Below are 21624 nucleotides of genomic sequence, written 5' to 3'. Positions count from 1 at the left end.
GTACTATCACTATATAAAATCCCTGATAAAAATGCAAATGCTTTTCCATCAGCGTTTCCATATTCCCACTGTCAGTATGGTCATGTCATCCCCGCCTCCCCCGTAGGCCTGCACCTGTTCCAGCAACCGCTGGGCCATTTCCGTTGGCGACCCCATCGGCATTTTCTGAATCATATCTTTTAAAAGCACCTCCTCCTGTCCTGACGGCAAGGCCGCCAATACTCCGTCCGTTACCAGAAACAGCAAGTTGCCGTCGTACATACGAATCCGGTAGGGTTCTGTAGACAACTGCCCTGAAATTCCAGCCGGCAGGGTTCCTCCCCGAATACACTCCACGCTGTGCTCTTTTTTGAGAAAACTGACAGAAGCCCCGATTTTCAACAACTCGCATACTCCGGTATAGAGATCCACTGAGGCCAGGTCCACAGTGGAAAATATGTTTGTCTCCGGCTGCAGCACCATGGATGAATTGATCATACGGATAGCCGTTTCCTTAGAAAATCCAGCCTCCACAAACTGTTCCAGAAGATCCAGCACCATCTCACTCTGGGTACATGCTTTTAATCCGGATCCCATTCCATCGGAAAGACCAGCATAAAAAGTTCCATCCGGCACCCAGAATACCGCAAAATTATCTCCCGATACTGCCTCTCCCTGCCTGGTGGCTTTCCGGACACCATAGAGAACATTATAGGCAGCCGCCTCCACAAAAAGAACCGTAATTCGCTCCTGTCCTACAAACGTCCGGCTGTCCCGATCCGGCATTAGTTCACATTCCAAGAGCTCCGACAGAACAGCGGCAATTTTTTTTACAGGAACGCAGATTTTTCTCCGGGTATGCATCATCAGATAAATCTGCTGCTTTTTTCCTTTCGGCCCATAGAAAAAAACCTTATTCACTTGCACACCCATAAGCCGGAGCCGCTTTCCAATCTCCTGCTCCAGATTCTGGTCTTCTTTGGTTCCGTAAATTCTCTCCATGGCTCCCGTCAGAATCCGGCTCATCTCCTGAATCTGCCCTGCAGCAGCCATACGATTCTCTGTCAGACGAGTCTGCAGCAGCCGCTCTCCCCGGTCAAGTCCTTCCACCGGCTGGGGTACCATACAAAAACTTCGGGACAGTTGTGCAAAGCTTTCCTGATACTCCTCCATCCACTGTCGGATTGGATGCACCGCGTCCCGGTCTTCCCGCTTTTCTCTCCTGCCCCGCAGCCATTCCAACATGTATCCGGCCAATACAATCACTGAAAAGAATGCTCCGCCCTTCATAATGCTCAAAGCCATCTCCCAGGCTGCCTTTTGCAGCATATATTCCACCGCCAGTTCCATGCTCATAAGACTCACTCCTGCTCCGCCTCCCAGGAGCCATTTATCTCTGCCATCCCCCTTTTTCCCAAACAAAATGAGAAGGCATCCTCCTACTGTCAGTGACAACACGTATTTACTCCACTCCATTTCCATCTCTCCTCTTCTCTTTCTCAAAGACAGGTCCTTACCCTTTGTCCTGCTCCGGCGATAGAGGAATTATAGAAAACTGTCCCGGAAAATCTTTGTCATTTAGAAGTGGCTCGAGAAATAAAGTTTTCGACATGAAGACAGCCTCCACAGGTTCCTGATTTTCTTCAGGCTCCTGCAGAGGCTGCTCTTTTTTCTCACTCATTTGTTCTTAGCTTTAAAAATAATTTCATCTTCATAGACAAGTCCCAGCTTGTCCTTGGCCACGTCTTCCACATATTTTTTTGTCTTGGTATATGCTTCCAGATCGTCAATTTCCTGGCTCCGCGCTTCCTCTTTATCGATGGATTGCTGGAGTGCTTCCTCACGCTGCTGATAGGTGAGATTCTTCTGCTTCAAGCGGATCCCTGCCACGGTACTGGCGCCAAAGACAAACAGGACAATTAGTAAGATGCCCCAGGCTCCCAGATGCTTCCGACGCTCACGGATCCTTCTGCTCTTCGCTTTCGCTGCCATATTCCGCCTCCTCCCTAAGAGAATAGAATAATTATAAACTCTTTTATTTTGTTTTTCAATTTCTTTTTGGAAAAACGGATCCATTGTCTGAATCCTCTGGAAGTTTTTCCCACCACCAGTCCAACTGGTTTTTTTATGACTCCATAAATCACGTTCAAAACTATGGAAATATGCTCCACAAGCCAGCTGCTCACCGACCAGTGATAAACCGCCATTCCCACACCCAGTGCAAACAGGGCATACCCCCGAAGCGCTCCGTCATTCTCCTGGTAAATCAACTGAAATACCAGAACTACCGCTGCCATCCAATAACAGAGATCTTCAACAGCTACCGCCCAGACGCCATGGGCAATCACCCGTCTTACAATCCGCAGCATATCATACAGAATCAGCAGCAGCATGCCTCTCAGAACTGCCAGTCCAAAAAACTGCAGTTCCTTTATAATCCCCACTGCTGCCATCTTATCGGAACAGGCGGTTCAGAAGCGTCTCGCCGCCTTTCTTAAAGTCTGAGACCTCCGAATACTGAAAGCTGTCGATCCTGCCCTCCAGGTCAATTTCCCCTTTTTCCAATGACAAACGATTTACATGCAGATCCGCTCCCTTAATCTGCAGCATGCCCAGCTCCGTCTCCAACAGCACTTCCGATATATCAAAGGATATCACATCTGAAACTCCGGTGATACTTCCTGCTCTCCGGTTCATAATCGTCAGTTTATGTGCTCCCCGGTTCTGAGGCCGTTCTTCCACAGTTCCCATTTTTACCATAAAAAGACCTCCCATATATTCTCTTAAAATATATTAGGAGGTCTTCTTCAATATTCCTTATAAATACTTGTAAAGCTCTTTGGCTTCATCCTTCCTGACCGTTTCCTGCACATCCAGCACTTCCACCTTCACAGTCCTCGTACCGAACTCAATCTCAATGACATCTCCCTCTTTCACGTTCAGGGATGCCTTGGCGGATTTTCCATTCACCAGTACACGACCTGCATCACAGGCTTCGTTGGCAACTGTACGTCTCTTAATCAGGCGGGAAACCTTCAGGAATTTATCTAATCTCATTCGCTTATCCTTAGTTCAGAGCGTCCTTTAAAGCTTTTCCTGCTTTGAATTTCGGAGCTTTGGAAGCTGCGATCGGCATCGGCTCGCCAGTATGCGGGTTTCTTCCCTCTCTTGCTGCTCTCTCAGCTACTTCGAAAGTACCAAATCCAACTACCTGAACTTTCTCACCTTTCTTCAGTTCGTCTGTAACAACGTCGATAAATGCTTTAACAGCTTTCTCTGCATCTTTTTTAGTCAGCTCAGCGTTCTCTGCAACTGCTGCAATCAGCTCTGCTTTGTTCATGTCTTTATTTCCTCCTCGGATCTTTCTTGTTTTATAGCATGTATCAATAGTTATACCTGTTTTCCTATTGTTTGTCAAGCAGGTTTCCTTGGTTTTCAGCCAGTTTCCGGCGCTTTTTCGCTTCCTTTTCCTGACGCTTAATTTCCTCCCAACGGGCCTGATTCTGCTCCGGAGAGCCGTACTCTTCGTTTCCAAATACATGAGGATGACGGCGCACCATTTTCTCTGCCAGACCATTCACCACATCTGCCATGGTGAACTGTCCTTCTTCCTCGGCAATTCTTGCATGAAGAAGAACCTGGAGAAGTACATCTCCAAGTTCTTCACACAAGTTTTCTTCGTCATGCTGTTCGATTGCCTGTACCACTTCCTCGCATTCGTTGCGAAGACACGGGATCAGACTCTCATGGGTCTGGGCCTTGTCCCAGGGGCAGCCATGTTCGCCTCGAAGCTGTGCAATTACATTCAGAAGTTCCTCGTAACTATACATAAGCCTGTCCTTACAGCATCTTGTTGATCATGGCAAGCACTTCTTCTCCGAGAGCTGCACTCTTCTGATCAGCATCTTCAAGAGAAGTTCCCTTGATTCCATAGTAGAATTTGATCTTCGGCTCAGTTCCGGACGGTCTGACACAAAGCCATGCACCGTCATTCAGATCATAGTAAAGTACGTTGGAAGCCGGAAGTCCGGTCGGATGTACCTCACCAGTCTTCATATCTTTGACGGTATCCAGTTTGTAGTCTCTTGCAGATACTACATGATAGCCGCCGATCTCAGTCGGAGTATTGTTTCTTAAGGTCTCCAGAATCTCCTGGATCTTTGCAAGGCCTTCAATGCCTTTCAGTTCGATGGATTTTACTGCATCCTTATAGTAGCCGTATTTTTCATACATTGCTACCATAGCATCCCACAGGGTCATGCCTTTCATCTTGTAATAAGCAGCTGCCTCGCAGAGAGCTGCCACTGCGGAAATCGCATCCTTATCTCTTGCGTAGGTACCGATCAGGCATCCATAGGACTCTTCCATACCGAAAAGGTAAGTGCCTTTTCCAGTCTCCTCATTTTTCAGGATCTGCTGCCCGATATATTTGAATCCAGTCAGTACCTCTATCAGTTTGCAGCCATAATTTGCAGCAACGGCATCTACCAGATTGGTGGTTACGATGGATTTTACCACTTCACCGTCTGCCGGGATCTTGCCTGCTGCCTGCTTCTGGCTTAACACATAATCGCACAGAAGGGAACCGGACATATTACCAGTCAGCGGAATATATTCGCCGGATTTGCTGTCTTTGACATACACGCCGAGACGGTCTGCATCCGGATCTGTTGCCAGCACCAGATCTGCATTTACTTCTTTTGCAAGTTTCAGACCCAGCTCAAATGCTGCCGGAGATTCAGGATTCGGATAATTAACGGTCGGGAAGTTTCCATCCGGAAGTTCCTGTTCTTTTACTACATATACGTTTTCAAATCCAAGCTCTTTTAATACTCTTCTTGCCGGAAGGTTGCCGGTCCCATGAAGCGGGGTATAGACAATGCGGATGTCTTTCTGCATCTTATCGATGGCATCCTGGTTCACTACCTGTGCTTCTACATGAGCGATGAATTTGTCATCAATCTCTTTACCGATAATCTCATATTTTCCTGCGGCAATGGCATCCTCCTGGCTGATGGTCTTTACGGTAGAAAGATCGGTGATTGCCAGTACCTCTGCGGTAACGCCTTTGTCATGAGGCGGTGTAAACTGTGCACCATCCTCCCAGTACACTTTGTATCCATTGTACTCAGCCGGGTTGTGGCTGGCAGTAATATTCAAACCTGCAATACAGTGCAGTTCACGTACTGCGAAGGACAGTTCCGGAGTCGGACGAAGAGACTCGAATTTGTATGCTTTAATTCCATTTGCTGCCAGTGTCAACGCTGCTTCCTCAGCAAATTCCGGAGACATCCGGCGGGAATCATAGGCAATGGCAACACCCTTATCCTGGCCGCCCTGTTTGATAATGTAGTTGGCAAGGCCCTGGGTTGCACGGCGTACCACATAAATGTTCATACGGTTAATACCGGCACCAATCACTCCGCGAAGTCCGGCGGTACCAAACTCCAGATCTTTGTAAAAGCGCTCCTTAATCTCCTTATCATCATCCTTAATGGATCTTAATTCTTCTTTTGTAGCTTCATCAAAATACGGGTTGGACAGCCACTCCTCATAAATCTCTTTGTAGTCCATTTTGCACAATTACCTCCCTGATTTTCTTGGTTGATTAGAATTATTATACAATAACTCCCTGGAAAAGGAAACTCTTTTTTCCTGCTGCCCGAGGAATTTCTCCAGTTTCTCCATATGCTTTCCGGGGATCCATGCTTTGTTGGTGTTGTAATAATAATTGGCAAGCTTCCAGAATTTTTCCGGATATTCCATGCGGATGCCCAGATATTCCCGTTCTTCCGGGCTGAGGGGGTTCTTCTCTTCATATGCTCTCAGCATTTTTATTCCCAATCGGAAATCATAGTTCTGTTTCTCGAGAATTTTCCTCATGAAATGATACAGATCATTAATCTGTACATTGACGGAACACTTTTCAAAGTTAATGACCGCCATCCGGCTGCCATTCACCAGAATATTATGATGGGTATATTCCCCATGGCAGAAATGACCTTCTTCCAACGCACGCTGCCGAAGCTTTTTGTATGCACTACTCTCCAGCATCCGCTCCATCCATTCTGCTTCCTCCAGTATCTTGGGAAAACAGCTAAGATAAGCCGTCTCAAATTCATTTTTCCGGGTCTTTTTCCTGATAAAACGGTCAATCTTCTTCAACTCCCGGTTATGGCGGCGCAGTTCATCTTCCGCATCCGATCCGATCATCCGGACATATTCCTCCTCTGACAGTTCCACACAATTCCGCATGGACAGATGAAGGCTTCCCAGGAGAGATGCCGCCTTCATGATCTCGCTCTCGCTTCTGGTGTCACACTCCCGTCCTTCCAACGCCTCTTTTACCACATAAGAATTATATTCCCGCCAGACGCTTGCAAGCTTTCCTTCCTGATCCGGTTCCATCCGGTCCACCAGATACCCCTGCTCCTGAAGATGCAAAAGCAGCTTCTGCTCCGTCTCAAGCTTCTGCACGCTTCCGGAATATTCCCGGATCAGTCTGCGTCCCTCACTGGTATCCAGCAGGAATGCGCCCCTGACTCTAAAGCTTCCTCTGACAGTAAACGGGTACTGCTCCAGCACCTGTAAATCCCGATCATTCATAGACTTTCCCCCATATTCCGGTCACTTCGTACCTTCTATCTTATGAGGAAATGTATGAAAATAGCACAAAAAAAAGCGCCGCGGAGATTATTCCCGTGACGCTTTATAAATCTCTTTTGCTTTTGCAAGAAGCCATGTCTTCTCATTACGTTTCGGATCTTCGATGACCAGATCAAGAAGTTTGGAGAGCACTTCTCCAAGTCCGGGACCTGCAGGAATTCCTTCCATCATCAGATCTCTGCCGGTAATTACCATCTGTTTTAAGGTTACGCAGTCCTTTTCTTTCAAGATCTGCTCATACAGCTCCGTCACTACATAGAGCTTCGCCAGCTTATCCTCTCTGGTCGCCGGATTCTGTGCCATAATATCAGCCCGCTGTACTTTCAGATACATAGGAAAGAGATCCGTTCCGATCCGGTTCACTGCTCTTCTGACACCCGCCGGTGTTCTGGCCGGATGATCGTCATGACAGCTGACCAGCTTCTTCACCTGCCGGATGGTTTCATTATCGAATTTCAGTCTCCTCAGAATCCCGCCTGCCAGTTCTTCACTGATCTTTTGATGACCGCGAAAATGGTCAATGCCATTAGCATCCGTTGTCTTTGCCTGGGGCTTTCCAAAATCATGGAACAGCATGGTAAGCCGAAGGACTTTGTCTGCCTCCACCTCACCCATGGATTTGATGGTATGCACTCCTACGGAGTAACTATGATGGGGATTGTTCTGCTCACACGCCATGCAGGCGTCAAATTCCGGCAGCACCACAGTAGTCATACCCGTCTCCCATGCTTCCAGAAGCCGTTCCGGATGGGGAGATACCAGTAATTTTACCAGCTCTGTCTGAATCCGCTCTGCGCTGACTTTTCTGAGGTTCTCCCGCAGCTCACAAATTGCCTGTTTCGTCTGCTCATCCAGAACAAATCCCAGCTGCGCTGCAAACCGGACGGCTCTCAGCATACGGAGCGCATCCTCCTGAAACCGTTCTCTGGCTTCTCCCACGCAGCGGATGATACCGCGTTTCAGATCACCGACTCCGTCAAACTCGTCCACCAGGCCCCGCTCTTCATTGTAAGCCATGGCATTGATGGTAAAATCCCTGCGCTTCAGGTCTTCTAAGAGACTCTTGGTAAAGACCACTTCCTTCGGGTGACGGCAGTCTTCGTACTCTCCGTCCAGCCGGTAGGTGGTGACCTCGAAGCCTTCTTTTCCCAGCATAACCGTGACGGTGCCATGCTGGATACCCGTATCAATGGTTCTGGCAAACAATGCCTTCACCTGATAGGGAGAAGCTGATGTGGTAATATCCCAGTCTGCAGGTTCTCTTCCCAGAAGTGCATCACGGACGCACCCGCCCACGGCATAAGCTTCATAGCCTGCCGCAGCGAGCGTACTGATTATCCTGTTGACTTTTTCCGGAATCTCAATCTGAATCATATTTAATATGCTTTACCCCAATATACCATTTTTTTCGCAGGTTTTCCGCAGCATACACAGGTGCCGGACAGCTGGTGCTGTTCGAAAGGCATGCAGCGGCTGGTTGCGGTCGTATCTTCTTTGATCTTATCCTCACAAGCCTGATCTCCGCACCACATTGCTCTTACGAAGCCCGGTTTGTTGTTGATGGTCTCCACGAACTCTTCGTAAGTGATTGCATCGTAAGTATGAGAATCTCTGTGAGCTCTTGCTTTCTCCAGCATGTCATGCTGCATGGTCTCAAGAATCTCACCCAGTTTTGTCTCGATCTCGTCAAGGGATACCACGATCTTCTCTCTGGTATCACGGCGGACGATGACTGCCTGATTTGCCTCGATATCCTTCGGTCCGATCTCAATACGGGTCGGAATACCTTTGATCTCCTGCTCAGCGAACTTCCAACCCGGAGATTTTTCGGAATCATCTACTTTTACTTTGAACTGACGGGACAGTTTGTCTCTCAGCTCATATGCTTTGTCAAGAACGCCCTCTTTGTGCTGTGCCACCGGAACGATCATCGTCTGTACCGGAGCGATCCGCGGCGGCAGTACCAGTCCGGAATCATCGCCGTGTACCATAATGATGGCACCGATCAGACGAGTGGTCACACCCCAGGAAGTCTGATGTACATATTTCAGCTGATTATCTTTATCCGTGAACTGAATGCCGAATGCTTTTGCAAATCCGTCACCGAAGTTGTGGCTGGTACCGGACTGCAGTGCCTTTCCGTCATGCATCAGTGCCTCGATGGTGTAGGTGGCAATGGCACCTGCAAATTTCTCTTTATCTGTCTTGCGTCCTTTGATAACCGGAATAGCCAGTACCTGCTCGCAGAAGTCTGCATAAACATTCAGCATCTGCTGGGTACGTGCCTCTGCCTCTTCCTCAGTCGCATGTACGGTATGTCCTTCCTGCCACAGGAACTCTCTGGAGCGAAGGAACGGTCTTGTGGTCTTCTCCCAACGGAGTACAGAACACCACTGGTTATATACCTTCGGAAGATCTCTGTAGGAATGAACCTCTTTCTGATAGAAATCGCAGAACAGAGTCTCGGAAGTCGGACGTACACACATACGCTCCTGCAGCGGTTCCAGTCCGCCATGGGTAACCCATGCTACTTCCGGAGCAAATCCTTCTACATGGTCTTTCTCTTTCTGAAGCAGACTCTCCGGAATCAGCATCGGCAGATATACATTCTCTACCCCTGTCTCTTTGAATCTGCGGTCAAGTTCGTTCTGGATGTTTTCCCAGATTGCATAGCCAGCCGGTTTGATTACCATGCATCCCTTTACGCTGGTATAATCACACAGCTCTGCTTTCTTCACGACATCGGTGTACCACTGGGCGAAATCCACGTCCATGGAAGTGATGCCTTCTACTAATTTTTTGTCTTTTGCCATTTTTTTGCAATCTCCTTTTTCATAGCCGCCGCGCCTTCTCGTCAGCAGCCGTTTTCCTGCAATTTTGCACTATTTTTAATTGTAAAAAGGAATGAAGGGTTTGTCAACATCCTCTTAACAATCATTTTCCATCCGGTCAATGTTTTTGATCTTTCCGATCACTACCAGCACATCCCCCTCCCGGAACCGGTAATCCGGTGCGATCTCAATATTCGTCTCATGGCCGTTCTGCACTGCAATAATATTAAGACCGTATTTCTTTCTGATATTCAGTTCAATGACACTGGCTCCCAGCATGGACTCCGGTACGGAAATCTGACGGATCTCCACGCTGTTATCAAGAGCAATGTAATCCATAAAGGTACTGGAGATGAGCCGTTTTCCAAGGCGCACTGCCATATCCTTCTCCGGATAGACGACCGTGGCGCCGATACGCTTCAGTACTTCCCCCTGCTCCACGCTGCTGGCTTTTGCAATGACCTTCGGCACGCCCAGGTCGATGACGCTCATGGTAATCAGGATGCTGGCGTCAATTTTCTCACCGATACAGACTGCCACCACATCGCAGTTCTGAATACCGATTTCTTTTAACGTATCACTGTTGATGCTATCTGCCACAAAGGCATAATCTGTATACTGCCGAAGCTCTTTCACACGGCTTTCATCCCGATCCACGGCAATCACTTCCTTACCAGCCTGTGCCAGTGTAATGGCAAGGGCAGTGCCGAACCGTCCCAGTCCGATGACCCCGAAGGAAGCTGATTCTTTCTTTTTCTTTATCATACTCGTTCTCCTTTATCCTATGGTCACGGATTCCTCCGTATATCTTGCATTTTTCGGCTGCCGGCTGACCCAGATCGTGATCATGGTCATGGCACCCAGCCTTCCGGTAAACATAAAAAAGATCAAAATCCACCGGGCTGCAATGCCAAGTCCCGGCGTAATGCCTGTGGACAGTCCTGCAGTACTGAAGGCTGACACCGTCTCAAAAAAGAGCTGCATGAAGGTAAGCTCCGGCTCCGCCACACACATCAGGAAGGTTCCCACGCAGACCATCAGGGCGGAACAGATCACGATCATGGACGCCCTGGATACATTTTCCTTCGGAATACTTCTCCGGAATGCGCCTACCGGGCGCTTGGAAAATTCGCTCCGCACCGACTGCAGCAATACAAACATCGTACTGGTCTTCACACCGCCTCCGGTGGAACCGGAAGATGCTCCGATGAACATGAGGATACAGATTAGGAACAGTCCCCCATTGCTGAAGCTTCCCAGGGAACAGGTGGAAAATCCCGCTGTTCTGGCAGACATGCTGTGGAAAAATGCCGCCATCCAGGAGATGGGCTCCGTCAGCTTCAAAAGCAGCGTACCGCCAGCCAGCAAAATACCCGTCGTCACCAGCACCACTTTTGTGTGAAGTGTCAGCCTTCGGAAATTCCGCTGTCTCCCCAGATCCAGAATAACCGGAAATCCAATACCACCCACGATGACCAGTACACTGGTAATGAGATTCAATGCCACATTATCCCGATAGGGAATCAGATTTGTCATATTCCCAAGAATATCAAATCCCGCATTATTAAAAGAAGCTACCGAGTGGAAAATACTGATTCCCAGCGCATGGAGCGGGGAATAATCTTTCAGGAAAACCGGAAACGATAACAGAGCGCCCGCGGTTTCCACCACCAGAGTAATCAGAAGCACTGCTTCCACCATACGGACGATTCCTTTGTAACTGTCTACATTTAACGCTTCCTTCGCCAGCACCCTGCTCTTGATACTGACTTTCTTTCCGGCAGCAATCATAAGGCCCAGTCCTGCGGAAGCCACCCCCAGACCGCCGATCTGGATTAAAATACCAATGACCGTCTGTCCGAAAGCCGTAAAGGTATCCGCGGTATCCACCACCACGAGACCCGTCACACATACTGCACTGGTGGCCGTAAAGAGGGCATTAAGAGGCGTTACGGTCACGCCTGATTTTATAGAAAAAGGTAATAACAAAAGCAATGTACCGATCAGAATCACCAGTGCAAATCCCATGGTAATGAGTCTGCCCGGCGGCTGCTTTTTTATAAATTCCTGAATATTCATTGTATCGTTACTCCTGTCCGCTTTGTCTGTAACATAGCATCCACATTTTCGTTTGTCAATATCAGCCAGCATAGGATCAGCCAATTCACAGATACTGATACTATCTTGACGATTTTAAAGGAGGCAATCCCATGATGCAGAAGCAGACCAGACTTTATCTTCAAAAGGCGGGTATTCTGGCCGCCGTGTATGTGGTATTGCGTTTTCTGCTGCCTGCAGCACTCCCGTTTTTTCTTGCATGGCTTACCGTAGCAGGCTTTAATTCTGCCAGACATCAGATTCGCATGCGGCTTCTTCCATTCAGCGCCGGATGCCTTTTTCTTGCAGGACTGGCAGCATTTGTACTGCTGGGACTTAGTGCATGGCTTCTCTATCAGCCTCTCTTAGATCTTCTTCCGGTCTGGCAGGAAGGCTTCCATATGCTTCATCAGGAGCTGGACTGGCTTGCCTCTTCCCTGTCCGGCCGACTGGTGATTATGGTGCCTTCTGTCTTTTCTTGGCTCTTCGGTATTTTTCTCTACGTGATCTCCGTCATTCTCTTTGCCAGAGACTGGGTTCCCTTTCGGGAACTTTTAAAAAAGCTTCCCTTCGCTTCCCCGGTTAGCCGCGCCGGAAAAAGAGTCTCTTCCGCTCTGAAGAACTGGGCTCATGTCCAGGTACGGATTATGTTTATTGTTGCTTTAGAATGTGCTGTTGGATTCTGGCTTCTTCGGATTCCAGGCGCAGGATTATGGGCCGTGCTCATCGGATTCGTGGATGCTCTTCCGGTGTTCGGCACCGGAACTGTCTTTCTCCCCTGGATCCTTCTTATCCTCCTTCAGGAAAACTGGACATTTGCCCTGTGGCTTTTTCTGCTCTATGGAGTCACCTGGCTTACCCGGGAAATTCTGGAGCCCAGGCTCTTAGGTGACGGTATCGGAATGCTCCCCATCTGCTTTCTTATATCCGTCATTCTGGGTCTTCAGTGTTTCGGTGCTTCCGGTCTTGTGACTGGTCCCTTCGGTGTTCTCTTTGTTAAGGAGTTATGGGCAGAGCTGCAAAACCCGGCTCCACCTGAAACTCCATCCGCTTCTTCGTCCGCGGATGAATAAAAGAAGTGCGATAGGAGCAAAGACAAAGCTGTTCCCCCCTCTTTTCCGGAACTGACCCCTCTCCATACTTGGTATCTCCCACAATGGGTGTTCCCGCGTGGGCTAACTGTACCCGGATCTGATGATGGCGTCCAGTGAGCAGATGAACTCGTACCAGACTTCTATCTTCCCTCTCCCACATTACTTCATACTCCAGCTCGCTGCGCTTGCTTCCTTTGGTCCCTTCTTTCACCACCCGGGACATGTTAGTCTTTCCGTCTTTCAGAAGATAATCCACAAGATGCCCTTTTTCTCCCGGGAGTTTTCCACGGACAATCGCCAGATACCATTTTTCCATGTGAATATGATCACTGACCTGGCGGCTCAGCTCTGCTGCCGCCTTTTCATTTTTTCCCACCAGCAAAATTCCTTCCACCGGCTGATCCAGACGATTCACCAATCCAAGATAAGGCTTTGCTTCTCCCTGTTCCAACGCGCGGTTCCTGAGCATGCTCACAAGATCCGGTGTCATGGAACGAGCACTCTGCACCGCCAGTCCTGGGTATTTATGAATGACTAAGACATCCTGATCTTCATATAGGATCTTATAGCGCTCCATTGATGGTTTCCTTTCAAAAAAACAGCGGCAGGAACCCCTCTTCCCACCGCTGCCAGTGTTCATTTGTTATTACAGTCTCTTCATGAGCTTCTCGCGCTCTTCCTCATAACCCGGTTTTCCAAGCAGAGCAAACATGTTCGTTTTGTAGCTCTCAACACCCGGCTGGTTGAACGGATTGACACCCAGCAGATATCCGCTGACACCGCATGCAAACTCAAAGAAGTAGAACAGCTGTCCTAAAGAGAACTCGTCCTGTCTCGGGATCTTCACCATCAGGTTCGGAACCTGTCCATCCGTATGAGCAAGCATGGTTCCGTTCATGGCACTCTTGTTGACGAAATCCATATTCTTGCCTGCCAGATAGTTCAGTCCGTCCAGATCTTCCGGCTCTTCCTTCACAACGATTCCCTGATCGTTCTCCTCTACTGCCAGTACCGTCTCAAACATAATTCTGGAACCATCCTGAATAAACTGGCCCAGAGAATGAAGATCGGTGGTCAGATCTACGGATGCCGGCATCAGACCCTTATGGTCTTTTCCTTCGGACTCACCATAAAGCTGTTTCCACCACTCGGATACAGAGTGAAGGCTCGGCTCATAGTTTGCCAGAATCTCTGTTGCTTTTCCTTTTCTGAAAAGGATATTACGGATAGCTGCATATTTTACAGCGTCATTCTCCTCATAGGGAGCATTCAATGCGCTCTCGCGTCCGCTTGCTGCACCTTCCATTAATTTGGTAATATCAGCGCCGCTGACTGCGATGGGAAGAAGGCCTACAGCGGTCAGTACAGAGAAACGTCCTCCGATATCATCCGGAACAACGAAGGTCTCATATCCCTCTGCGGTTGCCAGATGTTTCAGTGCTCCTCTTGCTTTATCTGTGGTAGCGTAGATTCTCTTTGCTGCCTCTTCTTTTCCGTATTTCTTCTCCAGGAGCTCTTTGAATACACGGAATGCGATTGCCGGCTCTGTGGTGGTACCGGATTTGGAAATCACGTTTACGGAGAAATCCCGGTCTCCAACTACATCAATCAGTCCTTTAATGTAACGTGCAGACATGTTATTTCCTACGAAATAGATCTCCGGAGTTTTACGAACCTCTTTGGATACCATATTATAGAAGCTGTGTCTTAAAAATTCGATGGCTGCACGGGCACCCAGATAGGATCCACCGATACCGATAACAACCAGCACCTCGGAATCTTCCTGAATTTTCTTTGCTGCCTGCTGAATTCTTGCAAACTCTTCCTTATCATAATTTACCGGAAGATCAATCCATCCAAGGAAATCATTTCCTGCTCCGGATCTGTCTACCAGAAGTTTTTTTGCTGCGGCAACCTGTGCCTCCATCAGATTCAGTTCATCCTCGTTGATAAAGGGTGCTGCTTTTGAATAGTCAAATGTTACTTTTGCCATTTCTCTATACGCTCCTTTGTTTTATGAGTTCCTTCTCAATAATATACCATTCTAGCATTTCAGCAGTGAAAAATCAACCTTCCGCCCCTGCTTCTCCGGTTTTTCAAGTGGAAGATCCAAGAAAATCCGTGAGCATCTCCTGAAAAAGTTTTTCTTCCTCCTGATTAAGGGCCGGTTCCTTTTTGTGTTCTGGTTTTTCTGTTGCTTTTCCTTCTGCTGCCGGCTCTTCTTTTGCTGGCTGCTCAAAGGTTTCATAAATATGGTGCTGCCTGGGTTTCAGGGTGTTGGCAATATAATCCTGAAAACAGATCACCGCCTGTTCCCACAGACTGTCCGTCTCAAACCACAGAATCCCCATCCGAACCATCACTGCTGCCGCCAGTCCCATAAGAAAACGGTCCATACAAAATGCTGTCCCATATCCCAGATAATGAAATACTGCCGCCTCCAGAAACCCAACTCCTGCAATCAGGCCCGTCCACCGTTCCGGCAAACGTCTCCACCGAAACAGCCGGACTCCCATCCGCCGTTCCTGACTTAAATATTTCTGCACAAACATCGGAATGTCCATAATCTCCACATGCACCTCATGACTCTTCTCAAACTTCAGTGTCATGGCTTTCCGCATCCTGCTGTTCCCCGTTCCTTCGGTCATTGCCTCTCTGCACAGCTTTCCAAATACAATCCTTCTCATCAGCACCAGCAGAATCCCCCAGCCTCCCAGCAGGGCAAATTCTCCGTAATTACGCAGCATGTCATACATAAAAAAACGCCTCCCCTGATTATTCTCGTGAGCCTATTATAACAGACTCCCGATTCCGGGGAGGTGTAGGTTATCGACCTGTCACGACAAGCTTAGTCGATTTTGGTCACAAAATTCTCTACCAGTGCCACACTGTGAAGAATGGCCTGACGCTCAAACGCCGGATAATCCACAACGGCGCTGTCATCTGCCTTATCCGAAATGGCACGGATAATAACGAAGGGAATCTTGTTCAGATAAGCCGCCTGTGCAATGGCTGCCCCCTCCATCTCCGTACACATACCGCCGAACTGTGCTAAAATACGGTCTTTCACTGCACGATCGGAAATAAACTGGTCACCACTGACAATTCTTCCGGTAAATGCCTGAATCTCCGGCACCGCCTTCTCGCAGGCTGCCTTTGCGGCACGAACCAGAGTCGGATCTGCCTGAAAACAGCTGGTCTCCATTCTCGGGATTACGCCCGGTTTGTAACCAAATCCGGTAGCGTCCATATCATGCTGTACCGCATCGGTAGAAATCACGATATCTCCAATGTTGATCTCTGCCTTCAGAGATCCTGCGATTCCGGTGTTGATGACAGCATCTACATGAAAGAGATCCGCCAGAATCTGTGTGCAGATTCCTGCATTGACTTTTCCAATGCCACTGCGGACAATGACAACCTTATGTCCATTGAGAACTCCGGAATAAAAATCCATAGACGCTTTTGTCAGTTTCTCCGCGGAAGTCAGTTTTGCACGAAGCGCTTCCACTTCCTCCTCCATGGCTCCTATGATACCAATCGTTTTTGTATTCATGATAAATTTCTTCCTTTCTGAGCTGATGTTACTGTCTCAATAGTAGCAGAATTTTACGCATATTACTAGAAAAAACAAAGATTTTCTGCTATACTTTCCTCTTACCAAAGATATTATCATAAAGGAGAGCGAGATTATGTTATACAGAACCAAAGGCACCTGCTCCCAGGCCATCAATGTGGAAGCAGAGAACGGAATCATCACTAAAGTGCAGTTTGTTGGCGGATGTGCCGGAAATACTGCCGGCATCGCGAAGCTGGTAGTTGGCATGAAAATCGATGATGTCATCGACCGTCTGGAGGGAACCACCTGCGGACCCCGTCCTACCTCATGTCCGGATCAGCTGGCCAAAGCGCTGAAGCAGCTGAAGGCAGAGCAGTAACTCTTTTTTTATCAGAAAAGGCGAATGCCCCGGGTGCACAGCATCCAGGGCATTCTTGGCGTCTTAATATAATTTTTTCATTTTTCCACGATTTGATTTTATTTACGTTTTTTAGACAACGTTAGTAGAAAGTAAGTTTTTTGATATTTTTTTGAGTTGTTATTTTTTCTTTGTTTCATTTGGATTCAGTCCGAATCCCTTTCCTATATTCAGTTGTTGGTTGAACTCCTCAGCCACCTTTGCTGCTATTTCACATATATCCTCTTTCACCTGCGGCTCTTTCCTGGGAGAGAAAGATTGGCGTCATGCCGCGAGGGTTACTTGAATAATATAGCGTCTGTGCAACTATCTGTGGCCTCTGTAGTCGTTCCTTTGGTTGCAGAATGTGCACCGGTTACACGGTAGTACTGGTTCTTGGTCACTTTGTAAGAACCGCTGGATGCCGTTGCAACCGTTGCATTTGCTGCCGTTCCCGTCCAGTAATCAATGGTTCCCCAGCTTCCGGATTTTGCAGTGGCACTCTGATCCAGATAGATGCGGACATAGACCCGATCACATTTGGAATGTGCCGTCGTGCTACCCGTACATAATGCATGTGTAGAGTCTTTCTTTGTTATAGAAGAAACACCAGCTTTTAAATACGTTCCTCTGGCAATTCCATACCAGGTATCAGTAGCGCTATCATCCGTATTTTCATACACATGATAGCCTGCCGGTTCTACCACCTCCTCGGCACAGGCGGCAAAGCCTGTCCCCATCATAAGAGTCCCCATCAGCAAAAGAGTTCCTGCTGACCTTACGGCGTGTTTCATTGTTGCTCCTCCTTTCCTACTGTTTTATGAGCTCACACTTATATAACGTCACAGAAACTCGTTTTTGACACTTTTATTCACTTTTTATTAAAATATTTTCAATTATTTTTTTAAATTCTTCTTGACTAACGTCTGCAGAAATAGAATAGCTGGTATTTAAATAATCAAAGACGGTTGCATAATAACTTCCTTGTGCTGACCCTTCTCTTCTATATACAGGCATCTCTACTCCCACTGATTCCAGCATATCTGTTTCAAGCACTTCCCCATCATACTGTAAACCGATAGAACTGTCCGAATTTCTTTCAAAAATGTAAACATGAATAGTGTTGTCCTTAATAGAATATTCTAAAATAGCTTCTCCCGAATCCATATCAATTTGATACCAGGTTAATTCCATTCCTTCTGGCCGATACTTAAATCGAATCGGCAGCACACCCAGTTCATCCTGAATCTCCTGACAAACTGCTTCCTCATCATATTGACTTGCCGCCAAATCTGCATTATTAACCTTCGTCGTTACTTCATCCCCTCTGGCATTCTGTGTCACCTTCGGTTCATACACCTTCTTCCCGCTGCCCACCAGGCCCACGCCAAGCAGAGCCGTCATGACCGCAGCTGCTGCCACCAGCATATGGATCCGTTTTCTGCCCAGCAGTTTTTTCTTCCGTGCGTTTATCTTCTGATGCAGTTTTTCCAGACTGTCCTCAGGCATATGAATATCCTGAAGTTCTTCCGACTCCATCAGCATCTTCATTCGTTCTTCTGCCCAGGCGTCCAGATCTTCATCGATTTTCTGTTCCAGCCATTCATCCATCTCTCGCTGCATTCTTTTTCACCGTTCTCCAATCACCGTTGACTTTTCCTCTCTGACTCCTATAATAAAATTACATATGTTTACCAATCTGATCAGGGAGGACATTTTCACATGAAACGTATTGTACTTACAGGCGGCGGCACTGCCGGTCACGTAACACCGAACATTGCACTGCTTCCCCGTCTGCGTTCCGAAGATTACGAAATCTTCTATATCGGCTCCACCGAAGGAATCGAGAAAAAACTCATCCAGGCTCAGGGAATTCCCTACTATGGCATTTCCTCCGGAAAGCTGAGACGCTATTTTGATGTTAAAAACTTTACCGATCCTTTCCGCGTCCTGAAAGGATTTGCACAGGCTTCCAAACTGATGAAACAGTTGAAACCGGATGTGGTATTTTCCAAGGGAGGATTTGTCTCCGTCCCAGTCGTTATGGCAGCCAGACGCCGTCATATTCCGGTCATCTGCCACGAATCGGACCTGACGCCGGGGCTGGCCAATAAACTGTCCATGCCATCCGCCACCAAAGTCTGCTGCAACTTCCCGGAAACCATTCCTTATCTTCCGAAAGGCAAAGCCGTTCTTACCGGATGCCCCATCCGTCAGGAACTTCGTCAGGGAAGCAAAGCTTCTGCCCTTGCCATGACCGGATTCAACGAAGAAAAACCAGTCCTTATGGTTATGGGGGGAAGCCTTGGTGCGGTGGCTGTCAACCAGGCCGTCCGCGACGCCCTTCCGGAACTTCTGAAACAATTTCAGATCGTTCATCTCTGCGGCAAAGGCAAGCTGGATGAATCCTTAACCGGAACTCCCGGCTATATTCAGTACGAATACATTCAGGATGAACTTGCCAACCTGTTTGCCCTCTGCGATGTGGTCGTTTCCCGGGCAGGTGCCAACGCGATCTGTGAACTGCTGGCCTTAAGAAAACCCGCACTTCTCATTCCGCTGTCTGCAAAAGCAAGCCGCGGAGACCAGATCCTCAATTCCCGTTCCTTTGAACGTCAGGGATTTTCCATGGTACTGGAAGAAGAAACTCTCACCAAAGAGAATTTCCTCTCTGCAGTCCGCCATCTCTATGAACACCGCAGTGACTACATCCACGCTATGGAGGAGTGCCCCCAGTCAGATGCCATCGAAACCATTATGAAGCTCTTCCGCGAGGTTACTTCCGGTCGTTAGACTTTGGCGTCATGTCATTTTGTTTCTCATATTCTTCACGGAGCCAGCGCTGTCCCCGCTCTTTCCATTTGCTGACAAGAGCGGGTGTAGCGCCCAGTTCCTTTCCAATCGATGAATTATCCTTATGCTCCAGATAACTCATCATCAATGCATCGTGCCAGTTCGGACGCACTTCTTTCAGCTGATCCAGAACCCGCAAGCGTTCTTCACACTCTTCTCTCTGTATGACCATCTTACTGGCATCCGTATTTCGGTTATCCTCCAGCACACCTGCATATTCTTCCAGACTCAGATTTTCTCCACGTCTTTTTCCTTTTCTCAGGTGATCCAATGCAAGTCGTTCCGATACACGAAGAAGCCATCGTATGACTTTTTCGTCTGGAATCGTTTCCATCTTTTGCTCAAAACGTATAAAAGTCTCCTGGCAAATATCTTCCGCCACATGATAATCCTTCACATACACATAAGCATTTCGAATCACCACATCCTGATATTTCATCACATAGAAATCCAGGTACTGGCTCTCTTTGCTCATATCTCCCTACCGTATTCTAACCTTTCAGTTTACTGGGCATCCACCAGCTTTTTGATCTCTGCCATGTCTTCCTGCGTCGTCTCGCCCGGCGTCCACAGGATTCCTGCATGATCATCCTTGTACCGTGGGATCATATGCATATGGAAATGAAATACCGTCTGTCCTGCTGCTTCGCCATTATTCTGCACCAGATTAAATCCATCTGCTCCCATAGCCTTCTTAATCTTTCCGGCTACTTTTTTGGCGGTTACCAACACCTTGGAAGCGGTCTCATCATCCAACGCAAACAGATCCTGATAATGTTCCTTCGGAAGCAGCAGCGCATGTCCTCTGGTTGCCGGTCCCAGATCCAGAATCACTCTGAAATCCTCATCCTCATACAGGGTAGTGGAGGGAATCTCTCCATTTGCAATTTTACAGAAAATACAGTTACAATCCTTCATCCTAAACATCTCCTTTGAATTTCTATGTAAATTTTAAAATTTCTTTTTGCATTGTTTTGTCACTTTTTGTCGCATTTTGTCGAACGATTCTATTTGCCACATTTTGACACATCTGGTATATTACTGACAGGGAGTGATAATGATGTTGACATATGACGAACAAAAAAAGATAGAACGTCTGGCAACCAGGGATGAAGAAATCCGAAACATGATTGCCACTATAAAAAGTGACTACCACTTAACGGTTTCCCAGATCTCTCATGAGATTCGCAATCCATTGACTTATATCAACAGTTCCGTCCAGTGGATTCAAAAAATGCACCCGGAAGTCGAAGATTTTGAATTCTGGGGTCAGATCAAAAATGATCTTCAATATATGCGCCTGCTGCTGGATGATATTTCTGCCTTCAATAATGGGGACCAGCTGAATATCTGTCAGATAGATCTAAAAGCCTTTGCCTGCGATCTCAAAGATACCCTTCTGGCAGAACTGCTGCGCTGCCATATTCCACTGATTCTGAAGACCGAAGATTCTTATCCTGCTTTCTACGGCGATCCTGTCCGTCTGAAACAGGCTCTCCTGAATCTTCTGAAGAATTCCATGGAATCCATTACCGGCCGCGGAAAGATCACACTGAAAATCTATGTCCATGACAAACGGCTGCTCATTGCCGTCAAAGACAACGGATGCGGGATTCCCCGGGAGCAGCTGCAGATCATCTTCCAGCCTTTCGTCACTTACAAAGAACATGGTACCGGTCTTGGCCTTCCCATTGTCCGGAAAATTATATCCGCCCACGGCGGTACCATCCGTATTTACTCAGAACCGGAGAAAGGAACTGAAGTACAGATTTATCTTCCGTTTCTTCCCTCCACCCATTTCTGCATCTACTAACCGACAAAATCTTCCAGCTTCAAATCTCTGCGGGGTGTGTAGTCCATACCCTGCAGTTTTTCTCCAAACAGGGCCGTCACCTGTTCCGGCTCCCGGATCAGTGCTTCCTTCTGATTTTTTCGAAGCTGTTTGATCTGATATTCCAACCTGGCAGCTCCTGACCATGTTTCCGTCTGCCAGACCATCTCCAGAGCTGTCACCTGACGGCTTTTTGTGTACTTGGCGCCGGGTTTCTTCTTATAATAATGTTCCCTCATCCGCTTTCCCACATCACGTGCAATCCCGGTATAGAGGGATTCGTCCTGGCAGCGTACCATATAGATATACGCCATCTG

General features: G+C 47.8%; 27 protein-coding genes. 4 read left to right on the top strand and 23 right to left on the bottom strand.

The window, feature by feature from the left end:
• Positions 1–48: 48 nt before the first annotated feature.
• The 14 genes from ACZMB2_RS07060 to ACZMB2_RS06995 all read right to left on the bottom strand — a co-directional run bounded on the left by ACZMB2_RS07060 (position 49) and on the right by ACZMB2_RS06995 (position 11555).
• Positions 49–1455: a SpoIIE family protein phosphatase gene (locus ACZMB2_RS07060; RefSeq protein ID WP_487596155.1), complete on the bottom strand. Its 1407-nt coding sequence runs from the start codon at positions 1453–1455 to the stop codon at positions 49–51.
• Between the two features lie 37 nt (positions 1456–1492).
• Positions 1493–1660 (bottom strand): hypothetical protein, encoded by a 168-nt coding sequence (locus ACZMB2_RS07055; RefSeq protein WP_487596154.1) that lies wholly within the window; start codon positions 1658–1660, stop codon positions 1493–1495.
• Positions 1657–1971: an FtsB family cell division protein gene (locus tag ACZMB2_RS07050; protein WP_487596153.1), complete on the bottom strand. Its 315-nt coding sequence runs from the start codon at positions 1969–1971 to the stop codon at positions 1657–1659. The genes ACZMB2_RS07055 and ACZMB2_RS07050 overlap by 4 nt, the downstream gene beginning before the upstream one ends.
• Positions 1972–1985: 14 nt before the next feature.
• Positions 1986–2432 (bottom strand): spore cortex biosynthesis protein YabQ, encoded by a 447-nt coding sequence (yabQ, locus tag ACZMB2_RS07045; protein WP_487596152.1) that lies wholly within the window; start codon positions 2430–2432, stop codon positions 1986–1988.
• 1 nt (position 2433) lies between these two features.
• Positions 2434–2739: a sporulation protein YabP gene (gene yabP / locus ACZMB2_RS07040; RefSeq protein ID WP_487596151.1), complete on the bottom strand. Its 306-nt coding sequence runs from the start codon at positions 2737–2739 to the stop codon at positions 2434–2436.
• A gap of 57 nt (positions 2740–2796) precedes the next feature.
• Complete coding sequence (locus tag ACZMB2_RS07035) at positions 2797–3036, bottom strand: RNA-binding S4 domain-containing protein (protein ID WP_118771123.1); 240 nt, start codon at positions 3034–3036, stop codon at positions 2797–2799.
• Between the two features lie 10 nt (positions 3037–3046).
• Positions 3047–3319, bottom strand: coding sequence for a non-specific DNA-binding protein Hbs (gene hbs / locus ACZMB2_RS07030; protein WP_118771122.1), 273 nt, complete (start codon positions 3317–3319; stop codon positions 3047–3049).
• Between the two features lie 64 nt (positions 3320–3383).
• Complete coding sequence (locus ACZMB2_RS07025) at positions 3384–3809, bottom strand: MazG family protein (RefSeq protein ID WP_487596150.1); 426 nt, start codon at positions 3807–3809, stop codon at positions 3384–3386.
• Between the two features lie 10 nt (positions 3810–3819).
• Complete coding sequence (locus ACZMB2_RS07020; protein ID WP_487596149.1) at positions 3820–5553, bottom strand: phospho-sugar mutase; 1734 nt, start codon at positions 5551–5553, stop codon at positions 3820–3822.
• A gap of 9 nt (positions 5554–5562) precedes the next feature.
• Positions 5563–6585, bottom strand: coding sequence for a CotS family spore coat protein (locus tag ACZMB2_RS07015; RefSeq protein ID WP_487596148.1), 1023 nt, complete (start codon positions 6583–6585; stop codon positions 5563–5565).
• A gap of 87 nt (positions 6586–6672) precedes the next feature.
• Positions 6673–8019 (bottom strand): CCA tRNA nucleotidyltransferase, encoded by a 1347-nt coding sequence (locus tag ACZMB2_RS07010; protein WP_487596147.1) that lies wholly within the window; start codon positions 8017–8019, stop codon positions 6673–6675.
• Between the two features lie 2 nt (positions 8020–8021).
• Positions 8022–9458, bottom strand: a complete 1437-nt coding sequence (gene proS / locus ACZMB2_RS07005; RefSeq protein ID WP_487596146.1) for a proline--tRNA ligase — start codon at positions 9456–9458, stop codon at positions 8022–8024.
• Positions 9459–9572: 114 nt separating this feature from the next.
• Positions 9573–10241 carry a potassium channel family protein gene (locus ACZMB2_RS07000; protein WP_487596145.1) on the bottom strand — a complete coding sequence of 223 codons (669 nt, stop codon included), beginning with the start codon at positions 10239–10241 and terminating at the stop codon, positions 9573–9575.
• A 12-nt stretch (positions 10242–10253) separates the two neighbouring features.
• Positions 10254–11555: a TrkH family potassium uptake protein gene (locus tag ACZMB2_RS06995; protein WP_487596144.1), complete on the bottom strand. Its 1302-nt coding sequence runs from the start codon at positions 11553–11555 to the stop codon at positions 10254–10256.
• 131 nt (positions 11556–11686) lie between these two features.
• On the opposite strand from ACZMB2_RS06995, the gene ACZMB2_RS06990 reads away from it, so the two are divergent.
• Entirely contained in the window at positions 11687–12646 is a 960-nt protein-coding gene (locus tag ACZMB2_RS06990) for an AI-2E family transporter (RefSeq protein WP_487596143.1), read from the top strand.
• On the opposite strand, the gene ACZMB2_RS06985 is transcribed toward ACZMB2_RS06990, so the two are convergent.
• From ACZMB2_RS06985 to ACZMB2_RS06970, 4 genes are all read right to left on the bottom strand, one after another.
• Complete coding sequence (locus ACZMB2_RS06985; protein WP_487596142.1) at positions 12570–13244, bottom strand: RluA family pseudouridine synthase; 675 nt, start codon at positions 13242–13244, stop codon at positions 12570–12572. The two genes, ACZMB2_RS06990 and ACZMB2_RS06985, sit on opposite strands and share 77 nt — an antisense overlap.
• 69 nt (positions 13245–13313) lie before the next feature.
• Positions 13314–14660, bottom strand: coding sequence for a glucose-6-phosphate isomerase (locus ACZMB2_RS06980; RefSeq protein WP_487596141.1), 1347 nt, complete (start codon positions 14658–14660; stop codon positions 13314–13316).
• 103 nt (positions 14661–14763) lie between these two features.
• Complete coding sequence (locus ACZMB2_RS06975; RefSeq protein WP_487596140.1) at positions 14764–15423, bottom strand: hypothetical protein; 660 nt, start codon at positions 15421–15423, stop codon at positions 14764–14766.
• Positions 15424–15515: 92 nt separating this feature from the next.
• Positions 15516–16223, bottom strand: coding sequence for a 5'-methylthioadenosine/adenosylhomocysteine nucleosidase (locus ACZMB2_RS06970; RefSeq protein WP_487596139.1), 708 nt, complete (start codon positions 16221–16223; stop codon positions 15516–15518).
• A gap of 136 nt (positions 16224–16359) precedes the next feature.
• Between ACZMB2_RS06970 and ACZMB2_RS06965 the strand changes: the two genes are divergently transcribed.
• Positions 16360–16605 (top strand): TIGR03905 family TSCPD domain-containing protein, encoded by a 246-nt coding sequence (locus tag ACZMB2_RS06965; protein WP_487596138.1) that lies wholly within the window; start codon positions 16360–16362, stop codon positions 16603–16605.
• 317 nt (positions 16606–16922) lie between these two features.
• Here ACZMB2_RS06965 and ACZMB2_RS06960 read toward each other — a convergent pair whose 3' ends face one another.
• Together ACZMB2_RS06960 and ACZMB2_RS06955 are read right to left on the bottom strand one after the other, a co-directional pair.
• Positions 16923–17417 (bottom strand): DUF6147 family protein, encoded by a 495-nt coding sequence (locus tag ACZMB2_RS06960; RefSeq protein ID WP_487596137.1) that lies wholly within the window; start codon positions 17415–17417, stop codon positions 16923–16925.
• A 73-nt stretch (positions 17418–17490) separates the two neighbouring features.
• Positions 17491–18246: a DUF4367 domain-containing protein gene (locus tag ACZMB2_RS06955; protein ID WP_487596136.1), complete on the bottom strand. Its 756-nt coding sequence runs from the start codon at positions 18244–18246 to the stop codon at positions 17491–17493.
• A gap of 99 nt (positions 18247–18345) precedes the next feature.
• Between ACZMB2_RS06955 and murG the strand changes: the two genes are divergently transcribed.
• Positions 18346–19416 carry an undecaprenyldiphospho-muramoylpentapeptide beta-N-acetylglucosaminyltransferase gene (gene murG / locus ACZMB2_RS06950; protein WP_487596135.1) on the top strand — a complete coding sequence of 357 codons (1071 nt, stop codon included), beginning with the start codon at positions 18346–18348 and terminating at the stop codon, positions 19414–19416.
• Here murG and ACZMB2_RS06945 read toward each other — a convergent pair.
• Both ACZMB2_RS06945 and ACZMB2_RS06940 read right to left on the bottom strand, forming a co-directional pair.
• Positions 19400–19951, bottom strand: coding sequence for an RNA polymerase sigma factor (locus tag ACZMB2_RS06945; protein WP_487596134.1), 552 nt, complete (start codon positions 19949–19951; stop codon positions 19400–19402). The genes murG and ACZMB2_RS06945 overlap by 17 nt on opposite strands.
• 29 nt (positions 19952–19980) lie before the next feature.
• Positions 19981–20394: an HIT family protein gene (locus ACZMB2_RS06940; protein ID WP_487596133.1), complete on the bottom strand. Its 414-nt coding sequence runs from the start codon at positions 20392–20394 to the stop codon at positions 19981–19983.
• Positions 20395–20533: 139 nt separating this feature from the next.
• Here ACZMB2_RS06940 and ACZMB2_RS06935 point away from each other — a divergent pair, with 139 nt between their 5' ends.
• Positions 20534–21289, top strand: a complete 756-nt coding sequence (locus ACZMB2_RS06935) for a sensor histidine kinase (RefSeq protein ID WP_487596132.1) — start codon at positions 20534–20536, stop codon at positions 21287–21289.
• Here the strand turns inward: ACZMB2_RS06935 and ACZMB2_RS06930 are convergent.
• On the bottom strand, positions 21286–21621 hold the full coding sequence (locus tag ACZMB2_RS06930) for a GIY-YIG nuclease family protein (protein ID WP_487596131.1): 336 nt from the start codon (positions 21619–21621) through the stop codon (positions 21286–21288). The two genes, ACZMB2_RS06935 and ACZMB2_RS06930, sit on opposite strands and share 4 nt — an antisense overlap.
• Positions 21622–21624 lie beyond the last annotated feature (3 nt).

Source organism: Hominiventricola sp. (assembly GCF_057604405.1).
The sequence above is the reverse complement of the archived record's forward strand: the minus strand, read 5'-3'. Positions and strand labels throughout refer to the sequence as shown.

Excerpts from the sequence above, each read along its gene's own strand:
- ACZMB2_RS07000 (WP_487596145.1), bottom strand. The coding sequence starts at position 10,241 with ATGATAAAGAAAAAGAAAGAATCAGCTTCCTTCGGGGTCATCGGACTG.
- ACZMB2_RS06960 (WP_487596137.1), bottom strand. The coding sequence starts at position 17,417 with ATGAAACACGCCGTAAGGTCAGCAGGAACTCTTTTGCTGATGGGGACT.
- ACZMB2_RS06985 (WP_487596142.1), bottom strand. The coding sequence starts at position 13,244 with ATGGAGCGCTATAAGATCCTATATGAAGATCAGGATGTCTTAGTCATT.
- murG (WP_487596135.1), top strand. The coding sequence starts at position 18,346 with ATGAAACGTATTGTACTTACAGGCGGCGGCACTGCCGGTCACGTAACA.
- ACZMB2_RS07015 (WP_487596148.1), bottom strand. The coding sequence starts at position 6,585 with ATGAATGATCGGGATTTACAGGTGCTGGAGCAGTACCCGTTTACTGTC.
- ACZMB2_RS06955 (WP_487596136.1), bottom strand. The coding sequence starts at position 18,246 with ATGCAGCGAGAGATGGATGAATGGCTGGAACAGAAAATCGATGAAGAT.
- ACZMB2_RS07010 (WP_487596147.1), bottom strand. The coding sequence starts at position 8,019 with ATGATTCAGATTGAGATTCCGGAAAAAGTCAACAGGATAATCAGTACG.
- ACZMB2_RS06980 (WP_487596141.1), bottom strand. The coding sequence starts at position 14,660 with ATGGCAAAAGTAACATTTGACTATTCAAAAGCAGCACCCTTTATCAAC.
- yabP (WP_487596151.1), bottom strand. The coding sequence starts at position 2,739 with ATGGTAAAAATGGGAACTGTGGAAGAACGGCCTCAGAACCGGGGAGCA.
- ACZMB2_RS07055 (WP_487596154.1), bottom strand. The coding sequence starts at position 1,660 with ATGAGTGAGAAAAAAGAGCAGCCTCTGCAGGAGCCTGAAGAAAATCAG.
- proS (WP_487596146.1), bottom strand. The coding sequence starts at position 9,458 with ATGGCAAAAGACAAAAAATTAGTAGAAGGCATCACTTCCATGGACGTG.
- ACZMB2_RS06970 (WP_487596139.1), bottom strand. The coding sequence starts at position 16,223 with ATGAATACAAAAACGATTGGTATCATAGGAGCCATGGAGGAGGAAGTG.
- ACZMB2_RS06990 (WP_487596143.1), top strand. The coding sequence starts at position 11,687 with ATGATGCAGAAGCAGACCAGACTTTATCTTCAAAAGGCGGGTATTCTG.
- ACZMB2_RS06930 (WP_487596131.1), bottom strand. The coding sequence starts at position 21,621 with ATGGCGTATATCTATATGGTACGCTGCCAGGACGAATCCCTCTATACC.
- ACZMB2_RS07020 (WP_487596149.1), bottom strand. The coding sequence starts at position 5,553 with ATGGACTACAAAGAGATTTATGAGGAGTGGCTGTCCAACCCGTATTTT.
- ACZMB2_RS06975 (WP_487596140.1), bottom strand. The coding sequence starts at position 15,423 with ATGTATGACATGCTGCGTAATTACGGAGAATTTGCCCTGCTGGGAGGC.
- ACZMB2_RS07060 (WP_487596155.1), bottom strand. The coding sequence starts at position 1,455 with ATGGAGTGGAGTAAATACGTGTTGTCACTGACAGTAGGAGGATGCCTT.
- yabQ (WP_487596152.1), bottom strand. The coding sequence starts at position 2,432 with ATGGCAGCAGTGGGGATTATAAAGGAACTGCAGTTTTTTGGACTGGCA.
- ACZMB2_RS07035 (WP_118771123.1), bottom strand. The coding sequence starts at position 3,036 with ATGAGATTAGATAAATTCCTGAAGGTTTCCCGCCTGATTAAGAGACGT.
- ACZMB2_RS06965 (WP_487596138.1), top strand. The coding sequence starts at position 16,360 with ATGTTATACAGAACCAAAGGCACCTGCTCCCAGGCCATCAATGTGGAA.
- ACZMB2_RS06945 (WP_487596134.1), bottom strand. The coding sequence starts at position 19,951 with ATGAGCAAAGAGAGCCAGTACCTGGATTTCTATGTGATGAAATATCAG.
- ACZMB2_RS06935 (WP_487596132.1), top strand. The coding sequence starts at position 20,534 with ATGATGTTGACATATGACGAACAAAAAAAGATAGAACGTCTGGCAACC.
- ACZMB2_RS06995 (WP_487596144.1), bottom strand. The coding sequence starts at position 11,555 with ATGAATATTCAGGAATTTATAAAAAAGCAGCCGCCGGGCAGACTCATT.
- ACZMB2_RS07025 (WP_487596150.1), bottom strand. The coding sequence starts at position 3,809 with ATGTATAGTTACGAGGAACTTCTGAATGTAATTGCACAGCTTCGAGGC.
- hbs (WP_118771122.1), bottom strand. The coding sequence starts at position 3,319 with ATGAACAAAGCAGAGCTGATTGCAGCAGTTGCAGAGAACGCTGAGCTG.
- ACZMB2_RS07050 (WP_487596153.1), bottom strand. The coding sequence starts at position 1,971 with ATGGCAGCGAAAGCGAAGAGCAGAAGGATCCGTGAGCGTCGGAAGCAT.
- ACZMB2_RS06940 (WP_487596133.1), bottom strand. The coding sequence starts at position 20,394 with ATGAAGGATTGTAACTGTATTTTCTGTAAAATTGCAAATGGAGAGATT.